This is a genomic window from Kitasatospora sp. MAA4 (assembly GCF_029893355.1).
GTDB lineage: Bacteria > Actinomycetota > Actinomycetes > Streptomycetales > Streptomycetaceae > Kitasatospora.
The window spans coordinates 77,495-92,641 of record NZ_JARZAI010000014.1; the positions used below are offsets into that span (position 1 = coordinate 77,495).

A 15,147-nucleotide genomic window follows, 5' to 3' on the forward strand; every position below is an offset into this window, starting at 1 on the left:
GCTGCCCCGATGGTGGTCCTCGTGCACACGCGACAGCGTACGCACCCTGAAACCGTAGCTAATCGGGCATCAGGTACTAATCCCCGCAAAACAACCACAGATCATTACATGCCCGTTGCCAAGACCCCCCGATATGGCCGCGACCTGGGGTGCGGGCGGATCGAGAGGACTCTTGTGATCACATTCACCCGTGCCCCTCTTGCCCCAATCGTGACCTCGGCCTATCGTTCTCGATATATCGAGTCGATACATCGCATCGGCATAGCCGGTCGCGAGGTAGCGAAGGCCCCGACAGGGGCGAGTCATCGGAGAGGAGGCCGGACAGGGTGAGCAGGCGCTCGGGAGTGCTGGAGTTCGCTGTCCTCGGCCTGCTGCACGATGCTCCGATGCACGGGTACGAGCTGCGCAAGCGACTCAACGTACTGTTGGGCTCGTTCCGCGCCTTCTCGTACGGCACGCTCTACCCCTGCCTGAAGAACCTGGTCGCCCAGGGCTCGCTGGTCGAGGACAACCCGGACACCGAGTACGTCCCGGCCACCGCGCTGAACGGCAAGCGGTCGAAGATCGTCTACCGGCTCTCCTCCGAGGGCAAGGAGCGCTTCGAGGAGCTGCTCGCCGACTCGGGTCCGGACGCCTGGGAGGACGAGCACTTCGGGGTGCACTTCGCCTTCTTCGGTCAGACCGACCGAGCCGTGCGGATGCGCGTCCTGGAGGGCCGCCGCAGCCGGCTGGAGGAGCGGCTCGAGCGGATGCGGAGCTCGATCGCCCGCACCCGCGAGCGGTTCGACGACTACACGCTCGAACTGCAGCGGCACGGCCTGGAGTCGGTGGAGCGCGAGGTCCGCTGGCTGAACGAGCTGATCGAAACCGAACGGGCCAATCGGAGCGGGCGCACCACAGCGTCCCCGAGAGGCCAGGAAACACCACAGTCTTCGGACGGCCGTGGCGACGAGGACGGATCTTCGGATCCGCCCCGGCCACCGTACGACCGCCCGGGGCACTCCGCCTAGGAGTGCCGCCACCGCGTCTGCCCTGTGCCACGCGGCGGAAGTGGGCGCAGCGCGCCCGTCAGACAGTCAGATGAGAAGCAGGACGAGGATCGTCGGTCTCCGACGGACCTCACGAGATCACAGGGAGCAACCGGAATGGGTTCGGTTCGCGTAGCCATCGTGGGCGTCGGCAACTGCGCCGCGTCGCTGGTGCAGGGTGTCGAGTACTACAAGGACGCCGACCCGGCCGGCAAGGTCCCCGGGCTGATGCACGTGCAGTTCGGCGACTACCACGTCTCCGACGTGGAGTTCGTCGCGGCGTTCGACGTCGACGCCAAGAAGGTCGGCCAGGACCTGGCGCACGCCATCCTCGCCAGCGAGAACAACACCATCAAGATCTGCGACGTGCCGCCGACCGGCGTCACCGTGCAGCGCGGTCACACCCTCGATGGCCTGGGTAAGTACTACCGGGAGACCATCGAGGAGTCCGACGAGGCTCCGGTCGACGTCGTGCAGGTCCTCAAGGACCAGCAGGTCGACGTCCTCGTCTGCTACCTGCCGGTGGGTTCCGAGGACGCCGCCAAGTTCTACGCGCAGTGCGCGATCGACGCCAAGGTCGGCTTCGTCAACGCTCTGCCGGTGTTCATCGCGGGCACCAAGGAGTGGGCGGACAAGTTCACCGAGGCCGGCGTGCCGATCGTCGGTGACGACATCAAGTCGCAGGTCGGCGCCACCATCACGCACCGCGTGATGGCGAAGCTCTTCGAGGACCGCGGTGTCCTGCTGGAGCGCACCATGCAGCTGAACGTCGGCGGCAACATGGACTTCAAGAACATGCTCGAGCGTGAGCGCCTGGAGTCCAAGAAGATCTCGAAGACGCAGGCCGTCACCTCGCAGATCGTGGACCGCGAGCTGGGCGCCAAGAACGTCCACATCGGCCCGTCGGACTACGTCCAGTGGCTCGACGACCGCAAGTGGGCCTTCGTCCGCCTCGAGGGCCGCGCGTTCGGTGACGTCCCGCTGAGCCTGGAGTACAAGCTCGAGGTCTGGGACTCCCCGAACTCGGCCGGTGTCATCATCGACGCCGTGCGCGCCACGAAGATCGCCATGGACCGCGGCATCGGCGGCCCGATCCTCTCCGCGTCCTCGTACTTCATGAAGTCCCCGCCGGTCCAGTACTTCGACGACGAGGCCCGCGACAACGTCGAGAAGTTCATCCGCGGCGAGATCTGAGTCCCCGAGCCCTGAGCTCTCGACTCTGATCCCCCGTCATGACTGCGGCCGATGTTTCACGTGAAACATCGGCCGCAGTCATGACACCCTGAGCGGGTGGCGATCACCAGAAGGCCGGCACCGGCCCCCAGCTCCCAGCTCTCCGGCCACGCCACGCTCCGCGGGCTGGTCCGCACGCGCGACTTCCGCAGACTGCTCACCGCCCGACTGCTCTCCCAGCTCTCCGACGGGGTCTTCCAGGTCTCGCTGGCCTCGTACGTGATCTTCTCCCCGGAGCGCCAGTCCAGCCCGGCCGACATCGCCTCGATGCTGGCGGTACTGCTGCTGCCGTTCTCGGTGATCGGCCCGTTCGCCGGGGTACTTCTGGACCGCTGGCGTCGGCGCCAGGTGCTCTACCTGGGCAATCTCGCCCGCTTCGGCCTCGGCCTGGTCACCGCCGCGCTGCTGCTCGGCCGGGCCCCCGAATGGCTCTTCTTCGGCGCCGCCCTGCTGGTCACCGCACTCAACCGGTTCATCCTGGCCGGCCTGTCGGCCGCGCTCCCCCGGGTCGTCGAACCGAACCAACTGGTCACCGCCAACGCCGTCTCCCCCACCCTGGGCACCGTGGCGGCGGCCGCCGGCGGCGGCATCGGCTTCCTCTTCCACCAGGTGCTGGCGCCCGGGCAGAAGGCGGACGCCGGCCTGGTGTGCATCGCCGCCGTGCTCTACCTCAGCGCCGCGCTGGCAGCGCAGCGAATGGATCCCGAGCTGCTCGGACCCGAGCACCACCCCGACCGGCCCGATCTGCGCGCGGCCCTCGGCCAGGCCGGGCACTCGCTGGCGGACGGCGTGCGACACCTCGTCAGGGACGGCCGCCCGGCGGTCCACGCGCTGGCGGCGGTCACCGCGGCGCGGTTCTGCTACGGCGTGCTGATCGTCGTGGTGCTGATGCTCTCCCGCTACACCTTCAACCAACCCGGCGACAGCAAGGGCGGACTGGCCACCCTGGGGACCGCGCTGGGCTTCTCGGCGGTCGGCTTCTTCCTGGCGGCCGTGGTCAGCCCGTGGTTCACCCGGCGGCTGGGACTGACCGGCTGGATGGTCGCCTGCCTGGCCTCGGCCGCGGTCTTCATCCCGGCCCTCGGCCTGCCCTTCGCCGAGGGACCGGCGATGGTGGCGGCGCTGCTGCTCGGGGTGGTCACCCAGGGCACCAAGATCTGCGCCGACACGATCGTGCAGCACGCCGTCGAGGACGACTACCGGGGCCGTGTCTTCGCCCTCTACGACGTGCTCTTCAATGTCGCCTTCGTGGCGGCCGCCGGGGTGAGCGCGCTGGTCCTGCCCCTGAACGGCCGCTCGGTCGGCCTGGTGATCGGCGTCGCGCTGCTCTACGCGCTCAGCGCGGTGCTCTACGGACGGGCCTGCCGGCGTGGCGATCCGTCAGCAAACCAGGGGCTCACGGCCGGTTCGCCTCGCTAGACCGTCCTACTGCTCCTGCTCGGCCGCCCACCAGGCCTTCAGCGCGGCCACCGCTGCCTCGTGCTCCATCGGGCCGTGCTCCAGCCGCAGTTCGAGCAGATGCTTGTAGGCCTTGCCCACCTGCGGCCCGGGCTTCAGGCCCAGCAGCTCCATGATCTGGTTGCCGTCCAGCGCAGGGCGGATGGAGTCCAGCTCCTCGCGCTCCTTGAGTTCGGCGATCCGATCCTCCAGACCGTCGTAGGTGCGCGAGAGGGTGGCGGCCTTCTTCCGGTTGCGGGTCGTGCAGTCGGAGCGGGTCAGCTTGTGCAGGCGCTCCAGCAGCGGCCCGGCGTCGGTGACATAGCGGCGGACGGCGGAGTCGGTCCACTCCCCGCCCCCGTAGCCGTGGAAGCGCAGGTGCAGCTCGACCAGCTGCGAGACGTCGTCGATCAGCTCCTTGGAGTACTTCAGCTCCCGCATCCGCTTGCGCGTCATCTTCGCGCCGACCACCTCGTGGTGGTGGAAGGAGACCCGGCCGTCCGACTCGAAGCGCCGGGTGCGCGGCTTGCCGATGTCGTGCAGCAGCGCGGCCAGCCGCAGCGTCAGGTCCGGGCCGTCCTGCTCCAGCGCGATGGCCTGCTCCAGGACGATCAGCGAGTGCTCGTAGACGTCCTTGTGGCGGTGGTGCTCGTCGGCCTCCAGCTGAAGGGCCGGCAGCTCGGGCAGCACGAAGCCGGCGAGCCCGGTGTCGACCAGCAGCCGCAGGCCCTTCACCGGGTGATCGGAGAGCAGCAGCTTGTTGAGCTCGGCCTGGATCCGCTCGGCCGAGACGATGGTGATCCGCTCCGCCATCGCGGTCATCGCCGCGACCACCTCGGGAGCGGGCGTGAAGTCCAGCTGGGCGGCGAAACGGGCGGCCCGCATCATCCGCAGCGGGTCGTCGGAGAAGGACTCCTCGGGGGTGGCCGGCGTGCGCAGCAGTCGGGCCTCCAGGTCGTCCAGGCCGTGGTGCGGGTCGACGAAGCCGCGCCCCGGCAGGTCGACGGCCATCGCGTTCACGGTGAAGTCGCGCCGGACCAGGTCCTGCTCGATGGTCTCGCCGTACGTCACCTCGGGCTTGCGCGAGGTGCGGTCGTACGCCTCGGAGCGGTAGGTGGTGATCTCGATCAGGAAGCTGCCATCGTCGGTGTCCTTGCGGGCCCCGACCGTGCCGAAGGCGATGCCGACGTCCCAGACCGCGTCCGCCCAACCGTTGACCAGCTTGAGCACCTGCTTGGGCCGGGCGTCCGTGGTGAAGTCCAGGTCGTTGCCCAGCCGCCCGAGCAGCGCGTCCCGCACCGACCCGCCCACCAGGGCCAGCCGGAACCCGGCCGCCTGGAAGCGTCGGGCGATCTCGTCCGCGACCGGGGAGACCCGGAGCAGCTCCTGGAGCCCGCGCGTCTGGGCCTCGCTCAGGCCTGGCAGGACCGTCGCATCGGCAGCGGAAAGGGGGATCTCGGCACGGGAATCATTGGCGTGGGACACGGCACACAAGCCTACGTGGCCGAGCGGCCCTCCCGCCCGCCGGTTTTCCACAGCCCCCGGCCGCTCACCCCAAGGCCCGCAACACTGCGGGCCGGGCAACGTCGTTACCATGCGGGTGGGGAAAAAACGGGTGCGCCACCACGAGCCGTTCGACAGGACGGCCCAGCGGCAGCACGCAGCGCCCGTGCGGGACGGCACCAGGGCATGCGGAACAGCGCGGAACACCTCCGCGTGGCGTTGACGAAGACGACAGCGAACCGGAACGGCGAGGGCGAAGCGCGTGGGCGAGCCAGCACGGCACACGGGAAGTTCCCGCAGGTCGGGCTCCGGCTCCCGATCATCGGCCCGCCTGCGGGCCGGCGCGCTGGCCATCGGGTGCGCGCTGGGCCTGCTCGGCGTCACCGTCGCCCCGCCCGCGCTGGCCGATCCGACCAGCTCCGACACCCCGGTGAACGTCACCATCGCCACCGTCCAACCCGTCGCCCCGGGCCCCACCGGCCAGCTGGTGATCACCGGCGAGGTCACCAACACCGGCTCCGGAACCGTCAGCCACCCGCACGTCGGGCTGGAGCTGGGCAGCCGCAACAAGGCGCTGGCCACCCGCAGCGACATCGCCTCGTTGTTCACCCGCGGCGGACCCACCAGCGCCGACGGCAAGGAACTCACCGACCCGCAGCCCGTCCAGCTGGGCGACCTGGCGGCCGGCGCCTCGGCGCCGTTCACGCTCTCGGTCCAGATGACCGACCTGAAGCTCGACCAGAGCGGTGTCTACGAGCTCGCGGTGGACGTCCAGGACGACAACGACCGCGTGGTGGGCATCGGCCGCACCGTGCTGCCGTACTTCGCGGATCCCACCAAGGACGGCCAGCCCACCCAGGTCGCCACGCTCTGGCCGATCACGCACGCCCCCGAGCTGGTCGCCCAGACCGCCGACCCGGACCAGACCCCGGTGCTGCGCGACGACAGCCTCATCACCGACCTGGGTCCGACCGGCCGGCTCGGCCAGCTGGTCGCGATCGGGGCCAAGATCCCCTCGCTGACCTGGGTGATCGACCCGGAGCTGCTGGACACCGTCTTCGCGATGACCAAGCCCTACCGGGTCCAGCTGGCCGGGCACGGCGGTGAGCCCGCCGGTGCCCAGAACACCAAGCCCGGCGTGGGAGCCGCCGCGGCGACCGCCTGGCTGGCCGCGCTGCGCACCGCGGTGGCCGCCAACGGCTCGCAGGTGGTCGCGCTGCCCTACGGCGACCCGGACCTGGCCTCGATCGCGCACAACGGCGCCGGCCTGGCCGGTCTGGACACCGTGATCGGCAAGGCCCGCACGGCCGGCAAAGTGACCGTCGAGGGCCGACTGTCCACCGACGTCACGGACACCGTGGCCTGGCCCTACCAGGGGGCCCTGGACCAGCCGACCGCCGCCGTCGCCAAGCAGCTCGGCGGCACGACGGTGCTGGTGAACGGCTCCAGCATGCCGGAGTCCTCCTCCCTCCTGCACACCCCGAACGCCGCCCGTCCGATCGGCAACGGGCAGACAGCCGTGGTCGCCGACAGCACCGTCTCCGCCCTGTTCCAGAACGACCTGAAGACCCCGCAGAGCCGGACCGCGGCCGAGCAGCGCTTCCTGGCCGAGACCCTGGAGGTCACCCTCCAGGAGCCGAACGTGCCGCGCACCATGCTGGTGATGCCGCCGCGCGACCTGACTGTCGCGAGTGCGCAGACGCTGGCCGACTCGCTCGCCGCCGCTCAGAGCGGCAAGTGGACCAGTCCGGCCACGCTGGACAACGTCACCGCGGCCGCCGCAGACGCCAGGGCGAACACCTCCGTGCCCGGCGCCGACTCCTACCCCGGCAACCTGCGCGGCACCGAGCTGTCGACCAAGGATCTGGCGTCGGTCGCCGAGATGCAGCAGAACGTCGACCGGCTGGTGCGCATCCTCAGCCTCCCGCAGCGGGTCAGCAGCCCGTTCAGCGCCGCGATGCTCCGCTCGGTCTCCACCGAGTGGCGCACCCAGCAAAAGACCGGCCAGGACTTCCGGCTCAACGCCACGGCCTACCTCGCGCAGCTGACCGACGCCGTGGCCATCACCCCCAAGAGCAGCGTCGTCACTCTTGCCGGTGATTCCGGGCTGCTGCAGGTGAGCGTCCGGAACGACCTCAACCAGACGGTGCTCAACCTCGAACTGCGGCTCACCTCCTCGCAGCCGAACCGGCTCAACGTCAGCCAGCCCGGCTCGATCACCCTGGGCGCCGGGCAGAGCGCCTCGCTGCGCTTCACCGCCCAGGCCAAGGGCAACGGTGTGGTGCCGATGTCCGCCCAGCTGTTCACCGTCGGCCCCGACTCCCAGCCCTACGGCCCCGAGGTGCAGTTCAAGGTCGACGTGACCCACGTCCCCAGCGGCGTCTGGTGGGTGGTCGGCTCCGGCGTGCTGCTGGTGCTGCTGGCCGGGCTGCGGATCTACCTCAAGCGCAAGAAGGGCGTCGTTGCGCCCGAGGATCCGGACGCCCCGCTGGTGCCCGAGGACGATGCGGACGGCGGGGACGGCGCGCCGCAGGCTGAGAAGCCGTAGGCCCGAGCCGCGTCGAAAGCCGGGATCGGGCTGGCCGTGATGAGACAGTAGATCCCTGGAACCGGCCGGTCACGGCAGGCGGGCGGTGGCGCCGTCCGGCGTCGGCCGACCGACCGGTCCGAGGCCGCCGGAGTCCCCGCGCGGCCGGACCCGGACAGCGAAGAGGTGGCATGAGCGGGCCGCGCGACGAGCGAGTGCAGGGTCAGGAACGCGGACGGGGCCGGACCGACAGCTCACCCGCCCCTGGCGCGGCACCGGCCGACGAGCAGGACTGGTACCTGGCCGACACCTACGCCCAGGATCCGTTCGCCGCCGACCCGTACCCCACGGTCGCCGGGCCGGACCCGTACGACCGCACCGCCGACGAGCCCCCCGCGCCGCCGAGCGCGGAGCCGGTGACCGCCGCCGAGGCCGAGACGACGCTCCCCGACCCCCAGGAGAGCCCCGCCGCTCCCGCCGCTCCCGAACCGACCGTCCCGGCCTCCCGCTGGGCCGGTCGCGCCGCCCTGGCGGCCCGCAACCTGCTGCCCGCCGCCGTGATGGCCACCGGGAGCGCGAAGACCAAACCCGAGCCGGAGCCCGAGGGCTCGCCCTGGGACAGCGAGAGCACCGAGTACGTCGGCGTGGACGCGCTGCTCAGCGGAGTCGGCGCCGGGCACGCGGGCGGCGGTCTCGACAGCGCCGCCGCCGCTCCGCCGGAGAAGCCGTTCATCCCGGTGATCGAGTTCGACCCGCCGCTCACCGCCGAGGAGGCCGAGCTCCAGCTCTCCCCCGCCCCGACGCCCGCTCCCTCGCCCGCACTCGAGCCCGAGCCCGAGCCCGAACCGGCGGCGCCCGAGAGTCCGTCCGGGGGCCCGCAGGAGCCAGCCGGCAAGGTCGCCGGTCTGCTCAACTCCAGCGCCATCATGGCCGCCGGCACCCTGGTCTCGCGCGGCACCGGCTTCGTCCGCACGATGGTCATCGCCGCCGCGATCGGCGTCGGCACGATGGGCGACTCCTACTCGGCCGCCAACACGCTGCCCACCCTGCTCTACATCCTGATCGGCGGCGGCGCCCTGAACGCCGTCTTCGTCCCGCAGCTGGTCCGCAGCATGAAGCAGGACGAGGACGGCGGCACCGCCTACGCCAACCGCCTGCTCACCCTGGTGATGGTCGGCCTGGCCGGGGTCGCGTTCGTCGCCGTGCTGGCCGCGCCGCTGCTGGTCCAGTTGATCTCGCACTCCCTGATGCGCAACCCCACCAGCGCCGACACCACGGTGGCGCTGGCCCGCTACTGCCTGCCGACCATCTTCTTCATGGGCGTGCACGTGGTGATGGGTCAGATCCTCAACGCCCGCGGCCGGTTCGGCGCGATGATGTGGACTCCGGTCCTCAACAACGTCGTGGTCATCTTCACCTTCGGGATGTACCTCTGGGTCTTCGGCACCTTCGAGAGCAGCCGGGTCACCCCCGAGAGCATCTCCCCCGAGGGGCTGCGGCTGCTGGGCATCGGCACCCTGCTGGGCCTCACCGTGCAGGCGCTGGCGATGATCCCCTACCTGCGCGCCGCCGGATTCCAGTTCCGCCCGCGCTTCGACTGGCGCGGTCACGGGCTGGGCAAGGCCGCCCGGCTGGCCAAGTGGACCTTCCTCTTCGTGCTCGCCAACCAGGCCGGCTACCTGGTGGTCACCCAGCTCGCCACCGCGGCGGGCAGCGCGGCCGCGAGCGCGGGCTACCTCGGGGTGGGCCTGGCGGCCTACTCCAACGCCCTGCTGATCTGGCAGCTGCCGATGGCGGTGATCACCGTCTCGGTGATGAGCGCGGTGCTGCCGCGGCTCTCCCGCTCGGCCGCCGACGGGGACGCCGGCGCCGTCCGCGACGACCTCTCGTACGGTCTGCGCACCTCCGCGGTGGCGATCGTCCCCGCGTCCTTCCTCTTCCTCGCGCTCGGCCCGCAGATCGGCAGCGCGATCTACGGCCTCGGCAACGGGGGCAGTGCCTCGCACGGCACCACCGCGGTCGGCCTGATGCTCTCCGCCTTCGCGCTGGGCCTGATCCCCTACTCGGTGCAGTACGTGCTGCTGCGCGGCTTCTACGCCTACGAGGACACCCGTACGCCGTTCTCCAACACCGTCTGGGTCGCGGCCGCCCAGGCCGGCACCGCCGTGCTCTGCTACCTGCTGCTGCCCGCCCACCTGGCCGTCACCGGCATGGCGCTGGGCTACGGCGCCTCCTACGCGGTGGGCGTGGCGGTGGCGGTGCCCAAGCTCAAGCGGCGGATCGGCGGCCTCGACACCGGACGGATCGCCAAGACCTACGCGCGGCTGGCGATCGCCTGCCTGCCCGCCGCGCTGGCCGGCTTCCTGGTCGCCCTGCTCCTGGGGGACCTGCTGAACAGCTGGCTGGGTAGCGTGGTTACTGTTCTGGTCGCCGGAACCGTACAGCTGGCGGTGTTCACCGCGCTCGCCAGAAGGATGCGGATCGAGGAGCTGAACGCGATGATCGGCATGGTCCGTAGCCGACTGGGCCGCTGACTTCTCCTCAGTTCGTCCACCCACGGATCCGGTCGGCACTGCGCGCAACCAGTTGGCCCTCTCGCCGGTCGTAGTCAGGTGGGAAGAGTGGGCACAATTGTCTTCGAACGACTTGGTCTGCAGAGCCGGGTCCTCGTACGGCTGCCCTACCGAGGGCCGGGCCGCAGGGGGCACCGGACCGGGCGATACAAGGGGAGGCAGGACGACGGTGGCTGATGGCACCAAGGCAGTCGTCGACACGTCAGCGGCCGAGGAGGAAGCCGAGACGACAGCGCCGCTCTCCGCCTCCGAGATCGCCGCCGAGCTGACCAGCCGGGCGGCCGCGGCCGCCCTCGCCGATGAGGACGCTGACGAGGTCGACGACGATCCGCAGGAGGCCGCTGATCCCGTGGACTCCGAGGACGCGGAGGACTCCGCTGATCCCGTCGACTCCGAGGACGTCGCGGACGCGGCAGACGCCGCTGACGCGGCGGATGTGGCGGTCGTCGCGGACGAGCTCCCCGACGACCTCCCGGTGCCGCAGCGGCACAGCGGCGACAAGATCGCCGACCGCTACCGGCTGGAGGAGTGCACCTCGCAGTCCGAGGTCTTCAGCAGCTGGCGCGCGGTCGACGAGAAGCTGCGCCGCGCCGTCGGCGTCCACCTGCTGGCCGCCGGTCACCGCCGGGCCAAGGACGTGCTGGCCGCCGCCCGGTCCGCCGCCCTGCTCGGCGACCCGCGCTTCGTCCAGGTCCTGGACGCGGTCCAGGAGGGCGACCTGGTCTACGTGATCCGGGAGTGGCTGCCCGGCGCAACCGACCTGGCCACGCTCCTCGCCACCGGCCCGATGGAGCCGTACGACGCGTACCAGATGGTCCGCCAGGTGGCCGAGGCGGTCGCCGCCGCACACCGCAGCGGCCGCTCCCACCTGCGGCTCACCCCGCGCTGCGTGCTGCGCACCGACACCGGCCAGTACCGGATCAACGGCGTCGCCGTGGACGCCGCCCTGCGCGGGCTGCCCGAGGAGGACGCCGAGCTGGTGGACACCCGGGCGATCGGCGTGCTGCTGTACGCCTCGCTGACCCACCGCTGGCCCTACCCCGAGGACCGCTACGACCTTCAGGGGCTGCCCAAGAGCCTCGGCTGCGTCCCGCCCGACCAGGTCCGCGCCGGCATCCACCGCGGCCTGTCCGACCTCGCCGCACGGATCCTGTGCGACCCGCCGCCGCACCACCTGGAGCCGATCACCACCCCGGCCGAGCTGACCAAGGCCATCGCGCTGCTGCCCAAGATCCGCCAGCCGGTGCCCGATCCCGCTCTGCCCGGCCTCGCCGCGCCGCGCTACTCGGTGCCGGAGCCGGTGGCCGGGCGGACCAGCCGCGAGCCGCGTCCCCCGCTCGCCCAGCCCGCTCCCGCGCCCGCGCCGGTGCACCAGGAGCGGTTCCCCGCGCGGCCCGCACCGCGCCGCCGGGCCAGGCGGCTGCTCAAGTGGACGCTCTCGGTCACCCTGCTCGCCGCGATCGGCTACGGCTCCTGGCACCTCGCCAGCCAGCTGGGCAACAGCGGCGGCAGCGAGAAGCAGGCCCTGGGCGTCAGCGGCGTCGCCGGCTCGCCCAGCCCGTCCGTCTCGGCGGCCCCGCCGAAGCCGGTGACGATCGCCGGCGTCACCTCGTTCAACCCGCTGGGCGACGGTCCGATGCACGCGGATCAACTGCCGCTCACCTACGACAACAACCCCGCCACCTTCTGGCAGACCCAGGGCTACCTCCAGAACCTCACCACCATCGGACACGGCACCGGCCTGCTCGTGGATCTCGGCGCGACCACCTCGGTCAGCTCGGTCCAGGTCCAGTTCGCGGGCGGCGACACCACCGCCGAACTGCGGGTACCCACCGGCTCCGGCGCGACCGCGCCCACCCAGCTGAGCGACTTCGGCAACGCGATCGCCAGCAGCACCGGCTCCACCGCCGACTTCCGGCCCCCCGCACCGGTTCGTACCCGCTACCTCTTGATCTGGCTGACCAGCCTCCCCAATGATGGGGCCGGCACCTACCGGGGCGAGGTCGCGGAGATCAAGGTCGCCGGCTGAGCACCTGAGGCCCACCGTGCGCAGCCGAACGGCGAGAGCGGCAGAGAGGGGACAGCAGATGGCCGAGCCGACGCGACAGCAGCTGTCCGAGGCCGCCGAGACGACCGACGCGGAGCTCCTGGCCCGTCACGTCGGCGGCGACCAGGCCGCCTTCGGCGTGCTGGTGGCGCGCCATCGCGACCGCCTCTGGGCCGTGGCCGTGCGTACCCTGGGCGACCGCGAGGAGGCCGCAGACGCCCTCCAGGACGCCCTGGTCTCCGCCTTCCGCGCCGCGCACACCTTCCAGGGCCGCTCCGCCGTCACCACCTGGCTGCACCGGATCGTGGTCAACGCCTGCCTGGACCGCGCCCGCCGGACGGCCACCCGCCGCACCGGCTCGCTGGACGATGACCCGCAGCAGCTCGACAGCCTGGTCGGCAGCGCCGAGCCCACCGACGCCCTGGTCGTCCGCCAGGAGCTGCGCCGCGAGCTGGCGAGCGCGCTCGACACGCTCCCCGTCGACCAGCGGGCCGCGATAGTCCTGGTGGACATGCAGGGCTACCCCGTCGCCGAGGCGGCCGAGGTGCTCGGCGTGCCGGTCGGCACGGTCAAGAGCCGCTGCGCCCGCGGCCGCGCCCGGCTGCTGCCGCTCGTGCGCCATCTGCGCGGCGGCGATGTTTCACGTGAAACATCCACCCGTCCGCGACCACCGGGGAACCCAACGGGCTCCGGCTCCGTCCCATCCGGGGATCCCGGCATCCCCGTCCACGAGCTGAGCCTGGAAGGAGACGCGACGCCCCGATGACGCACCAGGCACCCGACCCTTCCACGGACCACTCGTCCACCGGCCGGCCGTCCGCCGGCCACCCGGACCTGGACCAGCTGGCGGATCTGCACGAGGAGCTGCTCTCTCCGGCCGAGGCCGCCGCCGTTCGCGCGCACCTGGACGGCTGCCCGCAGTGCGCCGACACGCTCGCAGCCCTCACCGACCTGACCGAGCTGCTCGGCGCCGACGAGCCGCCGGCCATGCCCGCGGACGTCGCGCTGCGGATCGACGCCGCGCTGGCCGCCGAGGCCGCCGCCCCTCGTCCGCGCGAGGCAGCCGCGGCCAAGCCCCGGGCCACCCGGTCCCCGGCCGCCGCACCGCCCACCCGTACCGACCGCGCACGTCCCGGGCAGTCCGCGCGCTCGGGCTTGCGCCGCCGGGCCCGGCTGCTGCTGGCCGCCGCCGGATGCCTGGCCGTTCTCGGGCTGGGGGCCGTGCTGGTCGACTCCGGCTCGCACGGCGGCACGGTCGACACCGCCACGAGCAGCACCAGCAGCGCTGCGCTGCGGCCCGCCGAGTCGCCGGCGGCGGTCGGCGGACCGGTCTTCAGCGCGGACCAGCTCCCTGCCCAGATCCAGCAGCTGGTGGCGGCCCAGCCCTCGGCGGCCGGCACGGCCAAGAGCGTCCCGCGCGCCACCGGCCAGAACCCCGACGCCTCCCCCGCCCCCGCCCCCGCGGACCGGCTCCCCGGCTGCGTCCAGGCCGCCGTCGGCAGCCACGCCGGCGACACACCGATCGCCGTCGGCCACGGCCGCTATGGCAGCACCCCGGTGGACGTCTACGTCTTCCCGCTCGCCGCCGACCCCGGCCGCCTGGACGTCTACCTGCTCGACGCGGGCTGCAACCTGCACACCCCCGCCGCCCCCGCCACCGTCGAACTGCACCAGACCGTCGCAGCGCCGTAAGGCGTTCGTGAGGTGGGCGCCTGGTGCAGCGGGGCTGGGGAATGCGGGACACTGGTGAGTCGTTGTCCCGGGCGGCGGAGCAGGACCGCCACCCCTCCCCGCTAGCGCGGGTCGCGATGCGAACCAGGAGATGCAGTGAGCGACGTCCGTAACGTGATCATCATCGGCTCCGGCCCGGCAGGGTACACGGCCGCGCTCTACACCGCGCGAGCCTCCCTGAACCCCCTCGTCTTCGAGGGTGCGGTAACGGCCGGCGGTGCGCTCATGAACACCACCGAGGTCGAGAACTTCCCCGGCTTCCGGGACGGCATCATGGGCCCCGAGCTGATGGACGGCATGCGGGCGCAGGCCGAGCGGTTCGGCGCCGAGCTGATCCCGGACGACATCGTCGCGGTCGACCTCACCGGCGACATCAAGACCGTCACGGACTCCGAGGGCGTCGTCCACCGCGCCCACGCGGTGATCGTCACCACCGGTTCGCAGCACCGCAAGCTCGGCCTGCCCCGTGAGGACGCGCTCTCCGGGCGCGGCGTCTCCTGGTGCGCCACCTGCGACGGCTTCTTCTTCCGCGACCAGGACATCGCCGTGGTCGGCGGCGGCGACACCGCCCTGGAGGAGGCCACCTTCCTCTCGCGCTTCGCCCGGAGCGTCACGGTCATCCACCGCCGCGACAGCCTGCGGGCCTCCAAGGCCATGCAGGAGCGTGCCTTCGCCGACCCGAAGATCTCCTTCGCATGGGACAGCGCGGTCGAGGCCATCCACGGCGACCCCAAGCTGACCGGCGTGACCCTGCGCGACACCACCACCGGCGAGCTGCGCGAGCTCCCGGTCACCGGCCTCTTCATCGCCATCGGCCACGACCCGCGCACCGAGCTCTTCACCGGCCAGCTGGAGCTGGACGCCGAGGGCTACCTCAAGGTCGACGCCCCCTCGACCCGGACCAACCTCACCGGCGTCTTCGGCGCGGGTGACGTGGTCGACCACACCTACCGCCAGGCGATCACCGCCGCCGGCACCGGCTGCTCCGCCGCGCTGGACGCCGAGCGCTACCTGGCGCACCTGGCCGACCAGGCGACGAAGGCCACCGCCGAGGTCGCGGTCTGACCT

10 protein-coding genes are annotated in these 15,147 nt (G+C 71.9%); 9 read left to right on the forward strand and 1 reads right to left on the reverse strand.

Features of this window, described 5'->3' with window-relative positions:
- Window positions 1–326: 326 nt before the first annotated feature.
- The 3 genes from P3T37_RS19835 (at window position 327) to P3T37_RS19845 (ending at window position 3,680) form a co-directional block, all read left to right on the forward strand.
- Window positions 327–1,010: a PadR family transcriptional regulator gene (locus tag P3T37_RS19835; protein WP_280725068.1), complete on the forward strand. Its 684-nt coding sequence runs from the start codon at window positions 327–329 to the stop codon at window positions 1,008–1,010.
- A gap of 135 nt (window positions 1,011–1,145) precedes the next feature.
- A complete protein-coding gene (locus P3T37_RS19840; RefSeq protein WP_280725069.1) occupies window positions 1,146–2,222 on the forward strand; it encodes an inositol-3-phosphate synthase in 1,077 nt (358 codons plus the stop codon).
- A gap of 96 nt (window positions 2,223–2,318) precedes the next feature.
- Entirely contained in the window at window positions 2,319–3,680 is a 1,362-nt protein-coding gene (locus P3T37_RS19845) for an MFS transporter (protein WP_280725070.1), read from the forward strand.
- Window positions 3,681–3,686: 6 nt separating this feature from the next.
- Here P3T37_RS19845 and P3T37_RS19850 read toward each other — a convergent pair whose 3' ends face one another.
- Window positions 3,687–5,114 carry a CCA tRNA nucleotidyltransferase gene (locus P3T37_RS19850; RefSeq protein WP_280725204.1) on the reverse strand — a complete coding sequence of 476 codons (1,428 nt, stop codon included), beginning with the start codon at window positions 5,112–5,114 and terminating at the stop codon, window positions 3,687–3,689.
- Between the two features lie 349 nt (window positions 5,115–5,463).
- On the opposite strand from P3T37_RS19850, the gene P3T37_RS19855 reads away from it, so the two are divergent.
- The 6 genes from P3T37_RS19855 (at window position 5,464) to trxB (ending at window position 15,144) form a co-directional block, all read left to right on the forward strand.
- A complete protein-coding gene (locus P3T37_RS19855; RefSeq protein ID WP_280725071.1) occupies window positions 5,464–7,749 on the forward strand; it encodes a DUF6049 family protein in 2,286 nt (761 codons plus the stop codon).
- A gap of 170 nt (window positions 7,750–7,919) precedes the next feature.
- Entirely contained in the window at window positions 7,920–10,262 is a 2,343-nt protein-coding gene (gene murJ / locus P3T37_RS19860; protein ID WP_280725072.1) for a murein biosynthesis integral membrane protein MurJ, read from the forward strand.
- 208 nt (window positions 10,263–10,470) lie between these two features.
- Window positions 10,471–12,330: a protein kinase family protein gene (locus P3T37_RS19865; RefSeq protein WP_280725073.1), complete on the forward strand. Its 1,860-nt coding sequence runs from the start codon at window positions 10,471–10,473 to the stop codon at window positions 12,328–12,330.
- 58 nt (window positions 12,331–12,388) lie between these two features.
- Window positions 12,389–13,114 (forward strand): RNA polymerase sigma factor SigM, encoded by a 726-nt coding sequence (sigM, locus tag P3T37_RS19870; protein WP_280725074.1) that lies wholly within the window; start codon window positions 12,389–12,391, stop codon window positions 13,112–13,114.
- Window positions 13,111–14,040, forward strand: a complete 930-nt coding sequence (locus P3T37_RS19875) for a zf-HC2 domain-containing protein (protein WP_280725075.1) — start codon at window positions 13,111–13,113, stop codon at window positions 14,038–14,040. The genes sigM and P3T37_RS19875 overlap by 4 nt, the downstream gene beginning before the upstream one ends.
- Before the next feature lie 135 nt (window positions 14,041–14,175).
- Window positions 14,176–15,144, forward strand: a complete 969-nt coding sequence (trxB, locus tag P3T37_RS19880; protein WP_280725076.1) for a thioredoxin-disulfide reductase — start codon at window positions 14,176–14,178, stop codon at window positions 15,142–15,144.
- The last annotated feature ends 3 nt before the right edge of the window (window positions 15,145–15,147 follow it).